At 31.5% G+C, this 15,575-nt stretch carries 15 protein-coding genes; 1 reads left to right on the top strand and 14 read right to left on the bottom strand.

Annotated features, from left to right (window positions below):
- Nucleotides 1–51: 51 nt before the first annotated feature.
- The 10 genes from cbiB to FVE77_RS03045 form a co-directional block, all read right to left on the bottom strand.
- Complete coding sequence (gene cbiB, locus FVE77_RS03090) at nucleotides 52–1,056, bottom strand: adenosylcobinamide-phosphate synthase CbiB (protein WP_006804880.1); 1,005 nt, start codon at nucleotides 1,054–1,056, stop codon at nucleotides 52–54.
- 64 nt (nucleotides 1,057–1,120) lie between these two features.
- Nucleotides 1,121–1,681: a hypothetical protein gene (locus FVE77_RS03085; RefSeq protein WP_026745603.1), complete on the bottom strand. Its 561-nt coding sequence runs from the start codon at nucleotides 1,679–1,681 to the stop codon at nucleotides 1,121–1,123.
- 36 nt (nucleotides 1,682–1,717) lie between these two features.
- The gene (locus tag FVE77_RS03080) at nucleotides 1,718–2,497 is read right to left on the bottom strand and encodes a polyphenol oxidase family protein (protein WP_026745602.1); all 780 of its coding nucleotides are present in this window, start codon (nucleotides 2,495–2,497) and stop codon (nucleotides 1,718–1,720) included.
- Nucleotides 2,498–2,520: 23 nt separating this feature from the next.
- The gene (locus FVE77_RS03075) at nucleotides 2,521–3,231 is read right to left on the bottom strand and encodes a hypothetical protein (RefSeq protein WP_146967806.1); all 711 of its coding nucleotides are present in this window, start codon (nucleotides 3,229–3,231) and stop codon (nucleotides 2,521–2,523) included.
- Nucleotides 3,232–3,259: 28 nt separating this feature from the next.
- Nucleotides 3,260–4,150 (bottom strand): polyprenyl synthetase family protein, encoded by an 891-nt coding sequence (locus FVE77_RS03070; protein ID WP_026745600.1) that lies wholly within the window; start codon nucleotides 4,148–4,150, stop codon nucleotides 3,260–3,262.
- Nucleotides 4,151–4,443: 293 nt separating this feature from the next.
- Nucleotides 4,444–4,665 carry an exodeoxyribonuclease VII small subunit gene (xseB, locus tag FVE77_RS03065; protein ID WP_018451160.1) on the bottom strand — a complete coding sequence of 74 codons (222 nt, stop codon included), beginning with the start codon at nucleotides 4,663–4,665 and terminating at the stop codon, nucleotides 4,444–4,446.
- Nucleotides 4,666–4,696: 31 nt separating this feature from the next.
- Nucleotides 4,697–5,251 carry a 16S rRNA (guanine(966)-N(2))-methyltransferase RsmD gene (gene rsmD / locus FVE77_RS03060; protein WP_026745598.1) on the bottom strand — a complete coding sequence of 185 codons (555 nt, stop codon included), beginning with the start codon at nucleotides 5,249–5,251 and terminating at the stop codon, nucleotides 4,697–4,699.
- Nucleotides 5,252–5,344: 93 nt separating this feature from the next.
- Nucleotides 5,345–6,124: a hypothetical protein gene (locus FVE77_RS03055; RefSeq protein WP_026745597.1), complete on the bottom strand. Its 780-nt coding sequence runs from the start codon at nucleotides 6,122–6,124 to the stop codon at nucleotides 5,345–5,347.
- Nucleotides 6,125–6,156: 32 nt separating this feature from the next.
- Nucleotides 6,157–6,789: a precorrin-6y C5,15-methyltransferase (decarboxylating) subunit CbiE gene (gene cbiE / locus FVE77_RS03050; RefSeq protein ID WP_006804895.1), complete on the bottom strand. Its 633-nt coding sequence runs from the start codon at nucleotides 6,787–6,789 to the stop codon at nucleotides 6,157–6,159.
- A 138-nt stretch (nucleotides 6,790–6,927) separates the two neighbouring features.
- On the bottom strand, nucleotides 6,928–7,191 hold the full coding sequence (locus tag FVE77_RS03045; protein WP_006804896.1) for a SemiSWEET family transporter: 264 nt from the start codon (nucleotides 7,189–7,191) through the stop codon (nucleotides 6,928–6,930).
- A 134-nt stretch (nucleotides 7,192–7,325) separates the two neighbouring features.
- On the opposite strand from FVE77_RS03045, the gene glpK reads away from it, so the two are divergent.
- Nucleotides 7,326–8,837 carry a glycerol kinase GlpK gene (gene glpK / locus FVE77_RS03040; RefSeq protein WP_006804897.1) on the top strand — a complete coding sequence of 504 codons (1,512 nt, stop codon included), beginning with the start codon at nucleotides 7,326–7,328 and terminating at the stop codon, nucleotides 8,835–8,837.
- A 71-nt stretch (nucleotides 8,838–8,908) separates the two neighbouring features.
- Here the strand turns inward: glpK and FVE77_RS03035 are convergent, their stop codons facing one another.
- The 4 genes from FVE77_RS03035 to FVE77_RS03020 are packed head-to-tail and all read right to left on the bottom strand — an operon-like array spanning nucleotide 8,909 to nucleotide 15,431.
- A complete protein-coding gene (locus FVE77_RS03035) occupies nucleotides 8,909–10,624 on the bottom strand; it encodes a ClC family H(+)/Cl(-) exchange transporter (RefSeq protein WP_232052950.1) in 1,716 nt (571 codons plus the stop codon).
- Entirely contained in the window at nucleotides 10,612–11,589 is a 978-nt protein-coding gene (locus FVE77_RS03030) for an FAD:protein FMN transferase (RefSeq protein ID WP_006804900.1), read from the bottom strand. The genes FVE77_RS03035 and FVE77_RS03030 overlap by 13 nt, the downstream gene beginning before the upstream one ends.
- Nucleotides 11,590–11,625: 36 nt before the next feature.
- Entirely contained in the window at nucleotides 11,626–12,003 is a 378-nt protein-coding gene (locus FVE77_RS03025) for a hypothetical protein (RefSeq protein ID WP_006804901.1), read from the bottom strand.
- Between the two features lie 50 nt (nucleotides 12,004–12,053).
- Nucleotides 12,054–15,431 carry a DUF4132 domain-containing protein gene (locus FVE77_RS03020; protein ID WP_026745595.1) on the bottom strand — a complete coding sequence of 1,126 codons (3,378 nt, stop codon included), beginning with the start codon at nucleotides 15,429–15,431 and terminating at the stop codon, nucleotides 12,054–12,056.
- Nucleotides 15,432–15,575 lie beyond the last annotated feature (144 nt).

The following is a 15,575-nucleotide window of genomic DNA, read 5'->3' as shown; positions in this document are numbered from 1 at the left end:
AGCCTGTACCAGTTCTTAAGGTCATTAAGAATCGGACAGGCTTTTTAATTATTATAATAGCATATTTACAAAAAAATATGTCACAAAATATGCAATTGAATTAAGAACACCATTAAACATGCCATTTATAATCAAATGCATTATAGAAAAACAGAATATCGCTACAAAACTTGTAACATACATCAATAATATATTTTTTTTAATATCTTCTAACCTAAATTCCTTTATCTTGTCTCCTATTGTCGGCTTTTCAACTTCTTTTCCAAAATACGAAACTTTTCCTCCAAATTGTACTCCTAAAGCTCCCGCTACTGCACTTTCTGAATGTCCTGAATTTGGACTTGCGTGATTTTTTCTATCTCTTTTAAATATTTTCCATGCATTTTTGTAATTGTATCTCAAAATATAGCTTGCTGCTGTTATAAAAATCCCAGAAATTCTAGCTGGAATAAAGTTTACCACATCGTCTAATTTTGCCGAAAATGTACCAAATTTTGCATATTTCTCATTTTTATATCCAAGCATTGAATCAAGGGTATTTATCGCTTTATAAGCCATTGCAAGCGGAAGTCCACCCACAAACATATAAAACATCGGTGCAATCACACCATCCACCATATTTTCGGAAATAGTTTCCATTGTGCTTCTAATAATCATAACTTTATCCATCTTTTCAGTATCTCTTGAAACCAAATAAGACAATTTTTCTCTTGCGACTTTCAAGTTTCCTAATTTTAAAATCTTATAAACTCTTTTCCCTTCACGAGCCAGTGATTTTACTGAAAATACTGTATACATCAAATAAATTTCCAAAATTTCCAAAACTTTTACAATTTTTGTCAATTTCACAAATCCATACATTACTAAAAATGTACTTGCAACCACTAAAATACCTAAAACTGTTCCACCAATAAAGCTACCTTTTTTCCCGTATAATTTTTTCTCTAAAAATGTAATCATTTTACCAATAATCTGGACTGGATGTGTAATTTTCTCTGGATCTCCAAAAATCAAGTCCAAAATAAATGCAATCCATATTTTTATTAAAAAATTCATTACTATCTCCTATGTTCATTATTGCGTAACTTTTATATAAACTATTTATTTAAAAATTACTTTTTTAATAAATTATATTATCTGTTTCTTTTAATCCCTTTTTTTTCATTAGGTCTATTATTTCTTTCTCAACTTCATCTTTTCCTTTCCAAAATCCATTATTATAATATTTCTTCCAAGTTCCATTAGATGTATCATAGGTAACTAGGAAAGCCATGTATTCATTTTGACTTTCAGGACTATATATGTACATTCTGTAATTATAGTATCTTGGAGCATTTTGATACTCTGGTTTTGTTAAATTTGTCCAAGGGTATAATTTATCTATGTCTTTTTCAAATTCCGCAAAAGAATTTAGAATATCTGCATAAGTAAGATCATTTTTCTTGTTCTTGTTGTAACTTAATCCTATTTCTATATATTTTTCATTAGTCTTGTTATACAAAGTTTCATAAACCATTTTTTTTTGGTCCATATCACAATAAACCTTGCTTGTCAATCCCTCTTTCTTTACAAGTTCCACCATTTTATCTGCATATTTTGTATTCCCTTTAAACCAGTCACAGCCAGCAGAAAATGTTGTCGCTCCAATCACTAAAAATGCTAATGTTAAAATCTTTTTCATAATTTTTCCTTTCCTTTCTTAAAATATATTTTTTATTTATTTAAAACTAATCATTGCTGTAGCCCTTCCAGCATTTTTTCCCTCCTTTCTATAAGAATGAAATTTTTTATCAAATGTGCTTTCATTTGCTACAATCAAATTTTCCTGTTTTATCCCAAGTTTGAGTGCCATAAGTTCATTAAATTTTGTATTGTCAAAATGATATTTTCCTGTTTTCTCATTAAGCCAGAATGATTTTTTTACAATTTCCTTATCATTTTTCCAAAATTTTTCCACAAACTTATCATAAAATTCATTTCCAACTTCATAATCTTTCTGCCCAATCCCAATTCCTAACGCCATTATCACATTCTCTACTTGCGTCCCATAATGTTTTTGCATTTCCAAAAGCCCTGATTTCATCATTTCCTTAAACGTCCCTGGCCATCCTGAATGCCACGCTCCTATAACCTGATTTTCCTTATCATATACAAAAATCGGCAAACAATCCGCATAAAATGTAAAAATAGCAATGTCTTTCCTTTTTGTCAGAAATCCATCAATATCTTCTTCTTTTTCATAATAATATTTCGTTGTATCCTCATCAATAATTTTTACATTGTTAGAATGTGTCTGAAAAGCCATTACTTCCTGTTTATCTGTTAAATTCAAGTCTTCTAATAACTTTTCACGATTTTTTTTTTGTATTCCTTCTTCCTGATTTTCAATTGGACAGTAATCAGACATATTTCCAGCAATTTTTTTTGTATAAACTGCTGTAATACCGTATTTTTCAAACTCTTCAATATAAAAATAATTTTCCTTTTCTATAAACATAATTATCTATCCTTCTATATTTTTTACATACTGTTAGCTAAACTTGAAAATAATACATCCACTGCTTTAATTTGTTCATCCAGATTTTTTATATGCCAAGTATTATTTACTTTACGTACACTTACAGTTGTAGTCATCTCTGTATAATTTTCCTCTTTTTTAAATTCATCTTCAATAACTTCGCTTATACCCTTCATAAGTTTAGAAAAAACTTCTTTTCTATCCATTTTCTCCATTTGGGACATCATATCTTCCGTATCTTTATATCGCAATTTTTCTGCAACACGTTTAAAAAGCTCATATTCATTTTGAAGTTTTGCAAAACTGCCATTGTTGTTGCTAAAAACTTTTACTTTTTGAGTAATCTCCGCTTCTTCATCGTTAAAAAACCTAATTTCTTCTATTTTATTTTTCTGATACTCGATACCTTTTTCTATCATATTAACTGCCATTTGTTTCATTGCCTGATCGGCAAAAGTTTCATTTCCACTTATAGATTGTTTTGCCACCATATTTTCTATAAAACTTTTAGCAGATTCTTTTACTTTTTTTTCAAATTTCTCATTATCAGCTTCAAACCCTTTTTTTACTTCTAAAGAATTCTTTTTCATTTTTTTCTCAGAAATTTTGTAACTTTCACTTTTTGTAACATTATAGTCCAATTTAGGCTCAGGTCCGCACATCTGCACAAATAATAACACCAGTACTGTCATCACTAATTTTTTTATCTTCATAATATCTCGCTTTCTTTTTACAGTCTTCTTATTTTTTTCTATTCCCAAAATAATCAGTTAATTCCAAAAACAATTGATTGTTTTCAAACTCATCTTCAATAATCTTTTTTGCTTTTTTCAAATATTCCTGAAGTAATTTTTTGCTTTTCTCAAGTCCAAAAATACTAGGATAGGTCGTCTTTTCATTTTGAGCATCATTCGATTTTTTACCAATTTCCTCAAAATTCCCTTCAATATCCAAAATATCATCCTTAATCTGAAAGGCAATTCCCAATAATTTTGAATATTCCACCATTTTTTCACGCTTTTCATCTTCAATATCCAAAGCAATCATCGGCAATTCTATTGCAGCAGTTAGCAATTTCCCAGTTTTATGTGCGTGAATATACTTTAATGTGTCAATTTCCACTTTCTTATTTTCAGACTCCATATCTATAAACTGCCCTCCAACCATTCCAAAAAATCCTGCATATTCAGATAATTTTGAAATAATTTCAACCTTATTTTTATCTCCTAAACTTTTAGAATTTGCAATTATTCCGAAGGCTTCTGTCAAAAGAACATCTCCCACAAGAATCCCGATTGCTTCATTGTATTTTTTATGAACTGTAAGTTTACCACGTCTGTAATCATCATTGTCCATCGCCGGCAAATCATCGTGAACGAGTGAATAACAATGTATAAACTCAAGTGCAACGGCAATTTCTCTGACTTTATCATAACTTTCATAATTATTCTTTTCAAATAAATTACAAATCATATACATCAAAACAGGACGTATTCGCTTTCCTCCGTTCATAACTGCATATTCCATTGCTTCCGCCAATTTTTCAGGATATTTATTTCTGTAATTTGCAAGCAATTCTATCAGACTGCCTTCCACAATCTTCTTTTTTTCTTCCAAATATTCCCGTAACATTTTATCCCCCGTCACTCAAATTTTTATTTTACTTAAAAACTAATACTAAACTCCTTTTGAAAATAGGAATAAATTTTTATACTAACTATTTCATAATTATTCAACTAATTACTATGTTTTTTTTGTTTCGTAGGATTGCTCATTGCCGCAAATCCTACAACCTATGGCTAGTCTACGACATTTTTCTGCACTGACAAAAAACTCGCTATGCTCAAACAGTTTTGCCAGCACAGAAAAATTCTCCGACGGTTTAGCTTATATTAGACTATATTTAAAAAATCTATCTTTAATCTTTATTCAAATTCTTCCATTTCCACTTTTCCATTTTTTTCAAGTACCTTCATAACTTTCCCTTCCCCAGCTTCAAGCAATTTCTCGGAATCTTTAATAAGTTTAATTGCTTTCTCATATTCAGAAATTGAATCATCTAGTGATAATTCCTCACTTTCCAATTTTTCCAAAATTTCATCAATTTGTGCAATATTTTCTTCATAACTTTGTTTTTTCACTGCCATTTTTATTTTTCTCCTTTATTTTTTATTTTTTTCAATCCTCAAACCTATAAAAACTAACTACCTTCTTATTGTAATCTCTTTCATCGTATTTCACAAAATTACCTATTTTATCCGCCATTTTTTCATATGTACTATGTTCTGAAATTATAATTCCATCTCGCTCCAAAAGATTTTCTTCTGATATTTTTTCAATCGTTTTTGTTGAAATATTTTCCTTGTAAGGCGGATCCAAAAATATTATATCAAATGTTTCATTTTTTCTTGAAAGGATTTCTATAGCTCGAAAAACATCATTTTTGTAGGCACGGCATTTTTCTTCCACTCCAAGATGATTCACATTTTCAATAATTACTCTAAGCGCCTCTTTATCTTCCTCAATCATAATCGCTCTTTTTGCACCACGGCTAAGTGCTTCAAATGAGACATTTCCCGTTCCTGAATACAAGTCCAGAAATTTTGCATCTACAACTTTTTCTCCAATTATACTGAAAATTGCCTCCTTTATTCTTTCAAGCGTAGGTCTAGTTTCTCTTCCTTCCCTTGATTTTATTCTTCTATTTTTCAATGTTCCTGCTACAATTCTCATTTTTTCCTCTTTTCAATTTTTATGATTCTCTCTATATTTGGATTAATCTGTGTATATTTTACTACATTTCAGGCAAAATTACCAACATTTGCCCTACTTAAATTTTATTGAAATTTTTCCATCCAGATTTACTCCACTCTCTAGCAGTTCGTAATGCTCTTTTGTATTATTTTTACTAACATTCTTAAATTCATAATCTTTAAAATTTATACTGTCAATTTTTAAATCTGATTTGTTATAAACATTTACATACAATATTTCCGCCTTATTTTTGTTAAAAAAATTGTCAACTAACTCAAAACTGTACACAAAATCCTTATTTCTTGAAAATTTTGTATTTACTAAATCATAATAAACAGCGATTTTCCCTTCTTCCATCGACGGAATAACCTTTGAAATGGCAAACCATTCACGCTGGATACTATCTGTAACTTGACTTTCATAAATATTTTCATCAAATTTTATAACTGCTCTCAAATTTTGTGCCTTTTTATAATCTGTCAAAAACTTTATATTTTTTACAAATTTCCCTCGATTATTCGTATTTTTATTACTAAAATCCTCTTTTAAGCTCTTCTCAATATTTGTGTCCAGCCAAAACATAAACGTCGATTTCACATTATAATTTCCGACATTCTCAAATGTATAAACACTTTCAACCTTTATTGTCTTATTTTTTTCAATCGTAATATTCAAATCTTCCCTCTTTATAACTAACGGCTCCTGCCTTACAATTTTCAAATTTCCAATTGCTAAAAATTCTGACTTTTCAGAAAAAGATAATATGCTAACTATAAAAAATATTATTGCCGCAAATACTATTTTCAAACTTTTCTTCAATCTTTTTTTACCTGAAAGCATTATAAAATCCATACTTTCCCTCCTTAAAATTTTACTGTACTCCTTTAATCCTGTAAAAAAACCAGCACTACATTCATTTCAAAATCCCTTTCGTATTCCATCATTTCCTTTACTGGCATTTCCCATATTTTTTCATTTTCATAGGATAAATTTTCTCCTACATATATTGTCGCTTCAGTCATTCCAGCCTTGACAACTTCCTCTGCAATCCTTTGAGGGGTATTCTTCTTATCCGTCAAAAGTCCAATTTTTCCATATTCACGTAATTTTTCCACATATTCAGTGTTTCTTCCGTGAACACTCGACACAAAGGCATCATTCCAATAGCTCGAAACTTTTGCAAACATATATTGAACTGAAGATATTCCAGGTATCACATTCAGTTCATTAGCCTTAAAATGCTTTCTCATAAATGTCAGCATACTGTAAAATCCCGTATCTCCAGACAATATTAATGACATTTTCTTATCTCTATTTTGCTCAATAAAATCCAAAACTCTTTGCAAATCAGCATTAATATAACAATATTCCTTATTTTCAGCATATTTCCCAAGACTCTCGATATGACGTTTTCCACCGATTATTATTTCTGATTCCATAATTTCCTTTAATACAATGGGCAAAGTATAGTCCAAATTTCCAGGACCTAATCCAAGTACATTTATTTTATTTTTCATATTTCTCCTCACATTTTAAATTTTTATCAGTTTATTATACCTTAAATAATCTAAAAATTAAAGAAAAATAATTTTTTTTTATAAATCTGGAAAAGAAAAAAAGACTGATTTTTCACAGTCTTTTAAAGTTATTTTTTATTAAAGTGCTGTAATAAAAGTCAAAAATCCTAATATTACCCCTGCTGCATTTGGCACAATTAAAATATAATCTTTTTTTGGTTCTTTAGTCCATCCGTAAATTACCCATATTAAACAGGAAACTGAGGCAGTAAGCGGTTGCCATGGCTGTGCTTTTTCTCCACCTATATTAGCAATAATTTGAGGAATATATGTTATAAATACAAATATACCTATAAATGCTCCTATTGAGCCAACGATTGTGTTGATTTTCTTTTTGTCCATTTTTTCCTCCTTGTGTTTAAAAAATTTAGTAATTTTTACTATAATTTGTATTATATCACAGATTCCATCATTTTACAAATTAAAAATTTGACAAATAAACTTCTCAAGATATAATTTATTATAAGGAGGTTTTTATGGATAAAAAATATATAATAGCTCTAGATCAAGGAACAACTAGCTCACGTGCAATTATTTTTGATAAAAATCTTAACATTATTGAGAAAGCTCAAAAGGAATTTACGCAGATTTTTCCACAGCCAGGGTGGGTTGAGCATAATCCTATGGAAATATGGGCAAGTCAGCGTTCCGTTCTTACCGAAGTTATCGCACAATCTGGAATTTCCCTAAAGGATGTGGCGGCAATCGGAATTACAAATCAAAGGGAAACTGTAATCGTGTGGGATAAAAATACTGGCGAACCTGTTTATAACGCAATTGTCTGGCAATGCAGACGAACGGCTGAAATCTGCGAAGAATTGAAAAGCCGTGAACTTGAAGATTATGTAAAGGAAAATACAGGACTGATAATTGATGCTTATTTTTCAGGGACAAAAGTAAAATGGATTCTTGACAATGTGAAAGGTGCAAGGGAAAAAGCTGAAAACGGGGAACTGCTTTTTGGAACGGTCGATACTTGGCTTGTGTGGAAATTAACTGGCGGAAAAGTTCATGTTACTGATTTTACAAATGCTTCCAGAACTATGCTTTTTAACATAAAAAATTTGGAATGGGATAAAAAAATTTTAAAGGAACTTAATATTCCAGAAAGTATGCTTCCAGAAGTTAGAAACTCAAGCGAAGTTTACGGAAAAACAAGAATGGGAATTACAATTGGCGAAGAAAACGGTACTTCCATTCCAATTTCAGGTATCGCTGGAGATCAGCAGGCGGCGCTGTTTGGGCAGGCTGGATTTCATATTGGAGATATAAAGAATACTTACGGAACAGGGTGCTTTATGCTTATGAATACTGGGAACAAGTGCATAAAATCAAATAATGGCTTGCTTACAACTATTGCCATTGGGATTGACGGAAAAGTGGAATATGCTCTGGAAGGAAGTATTTTTATTGGCGGGGCTGTTATCCAGTGGCTTCGTGACGAATTAAGGTTTTTTGACAAGGCTTCTGATACAGAATATTTTGCACAGCAAGTTGATGATAACGGTGGCGTTTACTTAGTTCCAGCATTTGTTGGATTAGGTTCGCCATACTGGGATATGTACGCCCGTGGCACAATCGTTGGGCTTACCCGTGGATCGAATAAAAATCACATAATCCGTGCTGCCCTCGAATCTATCGCCTACCAGTCAAAAGACTTGATAAATGCAATGAAAGAAGATTCAGGCATTGAAATAAATTCTCTAAAAGTCGATGGCGGTGCAACAGCAAACAATTTTCTTATGCAATTTCAAAGCAATATTTTAAATACAAAAGTTTTACGTCCTGAAATTATCGAAACAACTGCATTAGGCGCGGCCTATCTGGCTGGACTTGCCGTTGGATTTTGGAAAAATAAAGAAGAAATCAAAAAAAACTGGCGTTTAAACAAGGAATTTACACCAGACTTACCTGACAATTTAAGGGAAAAATATTATAGCCATTGGAAAAAGGCTGTTGAGAAAGCTAAAAGCTGGGAGGAAGATTGACAAATAACAAATACAAAAAAACAGTGAAAGTAAAATTCCACTGTTTTTCTTTTTTCAAGCATATTATTTTTTTAATCTACTATTTTCATTCCCTTTTCCTTCAATTCCCCAGCATACTTCTGTGCTGTCGTATAATCCGTAATAATTACAAGCTGATTTCCGCTCTGAATTAATGTATCTCCCCGTGCGATGCTATCTTTCCCAGCCTTGCGTACACTCACAATAAGAAGATTTTCAGGCAGTTTTAGTTCTTTAACTGTCTTATTGTCAAATTCAGAATTTGCTCCCACAGGAATTAAAAGTGTCACTATTTTATCCTTTATATTTTTTTCGTCTGGCTTTATTCCAATTTCAATTTTTTTATTTTTCCACCATTTTTCCAAAATTTCCAGTCTTTTGAAACGTTTCTGCATTCTTCTTTTTTTCTCGTCTTCCTCTAAAATCTGCTTCTGAAACATATTAAAATAAAGCCGCTCGTAAATTGGCTCCATTTTAAGCAATTCTGTAAAAATATAAGTTATTGTGCAGACAATTATTAACATATAAAGATACGAAAAATTTCCCGTCATTTCAAGAATTAACGTGATTCCAGTAATCGGAGCTCTCACAACTGCTGTAAAATAGGCCGCCATTCCCAGCAGCATAAAATGAACGATTACTTCACTAGGAATTGCAAAATACTGATTTAATATTCCTCCGTACACTTTTCCTGTTAAAGCTCCTATTACAAGCATCGGCAAGAAAATCCCGCCAGGTGCTCCTGTTGCATAGCAAAGCATTGTATAAAAGAATTTCAAAGCTAAAATTATAATGAGTGTCCTTAGAATAACATCTTTCCCAAACATTTCCTCAATAAGTTCGTGTCCACCACCTGTTATTTCACTAAAATATACGGCAATAACGTATGCCATTATCATAAACAGAGCTATTTTTACATATTTATTAATTTTAATCTTTCTATAATGTCTTTGAATAAGCAATAAAAAATAGCTGAATGCTTTTCCAGTAATCGTAATTATAATGCAGAAAATAACTGTTATAAGAGCAAATATATAATATGGTATGTCCTTGGGAAGCATAAAATTGTATTGAAAGGAAGTTTGCGAGCCTAAAATCATTCTTGAAACAAAATTTGAGGTTCCGCTTGCCACAAGAGTACAAATTAACAATAACGGCGAGAAAAATTTATGCAGTTCTTCAAGCGAAAAAATGACTCCTGCTAGCGGCGCATTAAATGTTGAAGAAATTCCAGCACTTGCTCCACATGTTACGAGATATTTCTCCTCTACTTCAGAACGTTTTGTAATTTCCTTTATTCCAGAGCCAACCAAAGCCCCTAAATGAACCGAAGGTCCTTCACGTCCCATAGACATTCCAGCCCCAATCGCTAATATTCCTCCCACAAATTTTGTAACCAGTTCCCCAAACCATTTAAATTTCACTTTTTTCGTAAGCAGTCCACTAACCTGAGGGATTCCACTCCCACTAATTAATGGATATTTTACAAGCATAAATTGCATGGCTAACCCCATAATAATAAAAACTGCTATTCCAATAAATATTTTATGAAATTCCAGATTTGTTGTAAAAAATTCCCTGAAAATCGACATTTTTTTTAACATCAACGTATATGTTCCGACAATTATTCCTGAAAAAATCCCTACTAAAAAGCACAATAATATAAGTACCACATTATTCCGTCTTGATTTTAGTGAATTTATATCCCTTAGTTCATGTAAAACATCTTTTGCCATTTTATTTCCTTCTTCCTTTTTTATTTTCCACAAAAATATTCTTCCATATTAAAATAAAATATCTTTCCTGCCTTATTAATCAAAAATCCTGAAATTTCCATTTCTTCAGATAATTTTCCCATAATTTCATAAAATTTTTCAGGTGTCTGGTTATACATTCCTGTTGAAATAATATCACCAAAAAAAGCACTTTTTGTAATTATTCCGACTTGTTTATTTTGAGAAGGAAAGCCAGTTCTGGGACTTATAATGTGTCCGCATTTTTCGTTATTTATCAAAAGATATGTATTTTTCTGATTAGAAGTGGAATAACTTGTATTTTTTATTTTTATTTCAAATAAATCATTATCTTCATTTTTTCCATTATACCCATACTTTGTTATTCTTACAGGCATTCCATCGACATTTCTTAATATTTCTTTCTCTTCCTCAGGATTTTCAGCAATAATGCCCCATTCATCAATAGCAATGATACTGCTCCCGCCAGCATTTACAATTGCGTCCTTTATCCCAATTTTTTTCATTTCCTGAACCATTTTTTCTATCGCATACGCCTTTATAAACGAACCTGTTATAATTTCCTGATTCTTTTCAATTTTTACCCGCTTTTTCTTTTTATCAATAATTATCTTTTTATAATCTACAAGCCTTTTCGCTTTTTTTATTTTATCAAAAGACGGCAAAATGGGGGCTTGTTTATAAAAACCCCACAGTCTTATAAGAGGCATTATTGTAATGTCATACTCTCCACCAATAATTTTTGATAAATGAATAATCTTATTCAAAATACGTATGGTTTCATCATTTACTTTTACAAAATGCCCACTATTTTTATTTATTTTATCAATGTACGAATTTTCAGCATAAGAATTATACTTTTCATTCACATCTTCTAAAATTCCAAATAACCTTTCAAACACAGAATCATCATAGCTTTCAGGTATTTTAATTTTTATATCTGAATGAAATAAAAAACGCACTTGAACTTTATACATCATATTTTCACCTGTTTACCCGTATTTACACATCATAAGTTATTTTTTAGCTGTATCAAGCTTGAACTTATCTTTAACGTCTGAATCCATTTTTAAATCGCCACTGCTTTTTTGCGTATTTGAGTTTTGGATAGTTTCAGCTTTCTTTTCCTCTGCAGTTTGTGTATTTGGGGTCGCTGGCTTGTTTTGTGGCTGTGGTGCAGGCTGTTGTGGCTGTTGAACTGATTTTACCTCAGCCATAGGCTCCTTGTTTTGAGAATTTTGATTTTGCCCATTTCCAGCTGATGATGTCGCACGTTCGCTAGTTTTACCTTCCGCTGAAATTTGTACCTTATTCTTTGTAAATTGTTTATAATTTCCGAATGCAATTAATGAAACTGCTCCTAAAAATAATATTACTTTTTTCTTTCCACTCATTGTTTTTTCTCCTTCTTATTTTTATTATTTTGATTTTTATTCTAAAATTTCTAGCTGGTTAAAATTTCAGCCATAAGACATGCCAGGCTTAATATCCTTTTTGGAACTTCTTTTATCTTCATGGGGATTATTTCCTGACTCTCAAGGGACTTTTCATGACATATTTCCATATCAGATTTTAGAAATAATATTTTTTCTATTTTCAGTTTTTTTGAATATTCCCCTGAAAGAAATGAACTTGTTATAATTAATATGCTTATTCCAGTTTTTTCGTCAAAATAATGGCTTCCATAACCTGCCCCGTCATTTCCATAGCTAATTTCAAAACCTAAATTTGAACTTTTCTTTCTGAGCATGTTTACAGAAAATTCCTTTACATTATAACCTTTAATTTCTTTATTTTCCTGTTTTTCTTCTGTGATTTTATAAATAGGCATGTTCAGCTGTCTTATTGGCTGCGCAATTTCATTTTTTCTAAAATTTTCTTCCCATTTTTCTGTTTCCTTTTGAGAAATTTCAGGAAAATAAACAAGTTTTACATAATTTTTGCTGTCAAGTTCATATTCTGTGCCATCAGAAGCTAAAAAACTTTCATTTCCAGAATATCTGAAAGTACTGATTAATTCATCATCTTGACCGACTTCTTCCCAGACTAGCTGAATTGCAAATTTCTGCATTACAGGATTATGTATGAATACTTCCATCCATTTTTTCACTTTCCATTTTCTTTGCATGAAAAGAGCCTTCGTAAGATTATTTCCTTGAAAAACGGCAATTTCCTTTAGCTGTTTTTTTATGTATTTAAGCTCTCTTCTGTATTTTTCAGCTATGCTTTCTACATCTCCAATTTTTTTACTTGCTTTTGGAAGCATATTCAACATTTTCCCCTTCTCATCATAGATATTTATTCCATAGACATCAGAAAGAACGCTAAGCTCAATCTTTATTTTTTTTGTTCCATAATCAAGTATCCTTGTCCTGTCAATCTGAAATCCAAAATCAGGCACAAGAATATCATTCAGTTCATCCCTGCTTATCCCCTTGTTTTCAGCAATCATGGCAAGAGCTTCGTATGCGGCTGATTTTATTCTCTTGTCCTTGTAGTTTGTAATAAAGCTTTTTATCAGTATTCCTGTTTCTTTTGCCTCTTCACGCAGGGAAAGTGCCCTTATAGCGTAAGCCGCAACCGCGGCTTTATTGTACTCGCTCACAAGCATGTCAATAATTACAGATATTCCATTCAGCTGTTTCATATTGGCAGTCAGTATCATTGGAATGAACAGATTCTTATATTTTGGATTAAATCTAAGTTCCTTCCATTTTTCAAAGATTTTTTCTACAAATTTTCTCAAGTCGCCTTTATGGGCAATTTTTTCAATTTTAGTGCAGACTTCTATAAGCTTTATATCATTTGATAAAATATATTCCGAAATATAAAGTTTTAGCAGTTTTTCAGGAATTTTTCCGTTACCGTCAGCCATCTTTACCGAACTGTAGTCAATTTCACTGCCAAATACTGCATTTTCTTCATGCTTTGGAAGATACAGGCTTTCAACGTATTCAAGGATTCCTTTTGGATCTGACAGATTTTTCAGATCCTTTCTTGCCTGTATATTATTCCAGTGCCTTACAAGGCTTCCTGCTGTTTCCAATGCAATTTCTTCCGTTCCGTTTTTCAGCAGCTTTTCAACTTCTTCCCTTGTTTCCTGCCTGTCCTTCAAAATTTTCCCAATCTCGTGTGCAGTATGCCGGTTTGCCTTTGTTAAAAGAATAGGAAGCTGACTGCAGTCAAATGTATTATTTTTAATATAAAGAATTTCCACATAATTTTCCACGCTTTTTTCCGAAACCGCATTCTTTCGGAAAGTTCTGTACAGCTCTTCCTCATGTTCATGAAGAAATTCTCTCCATATTTTATTATTATAGCTGTTACAGCTTGATTTTTCAATATATTCAAAATATTTTTCATTTATGAAGCTGATGGGAAGATTATAATCCCACATTTCATCAAGTATGGCTCGCAAGTCCTTTATTCCATAAACTATATGAAATCTGTCAAATATGTTGCTGAACAGCTCAACATCGCTAACACAGTTTACGATAAACTGGAAGACATTCCTGTAAATTCTGGAATATTTTAAAAGTGAAAATACTATTTTATCCTTTGAGGCAAGGATATGCCCAGTTTTTATTCCAAGGCACGTTACTTTTATATTTCCCCATTCATCCCTGTCTCTTCTTAAAAACTCCAGATTCCCTAATTCCCTTTCATTCCATCTCCAGGCCTTTGAATTAAATATTTCCTTCAGTTCCTGAATCATCATGTCCTCAGATTTTTCTAAAAGCTCATATTTTTCCCTCTTGCCAATTAAATTTTCCTTTATAAGAAAATGCAGCAAAAATGAATAGCCTAGTCTTCCCTCATTGAGATTATCCCTAATAAGTTCAATTGTATTTTTGGCACTTTCCTTTACTGTTTCTGAAAACAGCTCATACATTTTCTGCGAATGCTCAAAATTGTCAAAGACAGCATTCATCCCATAGTTAATAAGTAAATAAAGCTTCTGTTTCTGAGAAAACGAATATTTTTTAAAGCTTTTCTCCAATTTTCCGAATACCTTGTTCCGATAGTAATAATTATTGTTAGTTGATGAGAATTCTGTTTCTGAAAACATGACAAGCAATTCTGTTCCCTCGAAAACGGCTTGTGATATTCTATTATTTTCATTTATCACGCTGAAGAATATTTTTTCCATATATTTTCTGATTCTTCCCATATCCAGCCTTTTAGTATTTCTTATATATTCCTTAAATCCATTACTGTCAAGATGCTTTTCAAATATCGTGTTCATGCCGCATTTATCAATTTTGTGCATTATGTAGTTTATAAAAATGGTATCCAGCTTTTTTATTTCTTCCTCATTTTTCACATTAATATTCCTAATAATTATGGTAATCCCCAGCTTTAGCAAAAAACTATCTGAATACAGGGAATAATTTTCTATATACCCATTAGCCAGATTTTCAAAATAATTTAAAAAATATTTACAGTTTTTTAAAAAAATACGACTGTCCTTCATTTCTAAATTATTTTCAAAATCCCTCTTAACAAATTCATACGAAAAATTCATCATTTTAAAAATTCTGTATTTTAATGGAAAATTTAGAAGCTGTTTAATAAGCTCATTAGGAAAATTTCTGTACATATATTCAAAATATTCTAAGAACGCCTGTCCGCCCTCAGTTTCAAAAAAACCTTCCTTTTCCATAATTTCCCTTGCTTGAGGGTTGTTAACATGCTGCAGAACATTTCGGTAAACTCTTCCCCTAAGCTCCCCGCTTCCAGCGAGAAATTCCCTAATTTCCTGACATACAGCCTCCATTCGCGCCTTAACGGCTTTGTCTTCACTCATTGCATCCCTAGCCATTATAAAATGTCCTCCGTCCAATAGTTGATTCTTCTCAAGAATATCTTTTACTTAAATTCATATTCAAATCCCTTTAATATCAAATTGATCAGGATTAACCCGACTTCTTAGATTTTAAAGTGATTTTTATTATACTTGCTTATT

The sequence above is a fragment of the Leptotrichia hofstadii genome, assembly GCF_007990525.1.
Lineage (GTDB): Bacteria > Fusobacteriota > Fusobacteriia > Fusobacteriales > Leptotrichiaceae > Leptotrichia > Leptotrichia hofstadii.
The sequence above is the reverse complement of the archived record's forward strand: the minus strand, read 5'-3'. Positions and strand labels throughout refer to the sequence as shown.